Origin of the sequence: Streptomyces sp. NPDC057638 (assembly GCF_042800315.1) — a bacterium.
Lineage (GTDB): Bacteria > Actinomycetota > Actinomycetes > Streptomycetales > Streptomycetaceae > Streptomyces.
Genome location: NZ_JBHVHF010000613.1, coordinates 1 through 1,193, shown reverse-complemented (window position 1 = coordinate 1,193; position 1,193 = coordinate 1). Strand labels below are relative to the sequence as shown.

1 protein-coding gene is annotated in these 1,193 nt (G+C 70.3%); it reads left to right on the top strand.

Going from position 1 to position 1,193, the window contains the following annotated elements; genetic code table 11:
* The coding region (locus ACFVIM_RS35220) for a DUF11 domain-containing protein (RefSeq protein WP_384310471.1) at positions 1–1,145 on the top strand (1,145 nt) is incomplete at its 5' end.
* Positions 1,146–1,193: the final 48 nt, after the last annotated feature.

Here is a 1,193-nt window from a genome sequence, read left to right as displayed (position 1 = left end):
CAGGCGGCGCGGTCACCTACACCATCACCGTCACCAACAACGGACCCAGCGCCTCGTCGGGCTGGACGGTGACCGACACCATCCCGGCGGGGCTCACCAACGCGGCCACCACCACAGCGGGCTGCGCCATCACCGCGGGCACCCTCACCTGCACCGGCGGCACCCTCCCCGTCGGCAGCAGCACCACCATCACCCTCACCGGCACAGCCGCCGCGAACGCGACCAGCATCACCAACACGGCCACCGTCACCGGCGACGACCCCGACCCCAACCCCGACAACAACACCGACACCACCACCACAACCATCACCCGCTCCGCCGACCTCGCCCTGACGAAGACGGGTCCGGCCACGGTGGATCCGGGCGGGCAGATCTCGTACACGATCACCGTCACCAACAACGGGCCCACCGCCTCATCGGGGTGGACGGTGACCGACACGGTCCCCGCGCAGATCCAGAACCCGTCGACCAGCAGTGCCGGGTGCGGTATCAGTTCCGGGACGCTCACCTGCACCGGTGGTCCGCTGGCGGTCGGCGCGAGCGCGTCCGTCACCGTGAGCGGGACGGTGGCCGCCAACGCGAGTGGCTCCCTGGTCAACACGGCCCGGGTCACGGGCCGGGACCCCGACCCGGATCCGGGGAACAACGAGGACACCACCACCACGACCGTCACCAGCGAGCCGGGGCTGACCCTCACCAAGCGGCAGGACGGTCCCGCCACCGTGGCGCCGGGTGCCACCGTCACCTACACGATCACCGTGACGAACACCGGTTCCACCACCTACACCGCGCAGGACCCGGCCTCGTTCACCGATGACCTGAGCGGTCTGCTGGACGACGCCGACTACAACGGTGATGCCGACGCGACCTCCGGCACCGTCACCTACAACGATCCGGTCCTCTCCTGGAGCGGCGCGCTCGCCCCGGGCCAGACGGCGACGATCACCTTCTCCATCACCACCCACGCTCCTCCGACCGGGGATCTGCGGCTGGTCAACACCGTGGTCTCCCCGACCCCGGGCAGCAACTGCCTCCCCGGTGGCACTGACGCCCGCTGCACCACCACGGGCAACGTCAAGCCCAAGGCGAAGGACAAGAAGGGCACGCACACGAAGGGCAGGGAGGTGCAGGCACCCGCCGTCTGAGTGAGCGGCGGCTGATCATCCGGGTCGTGCCCGGCACCCGCGAGGTGC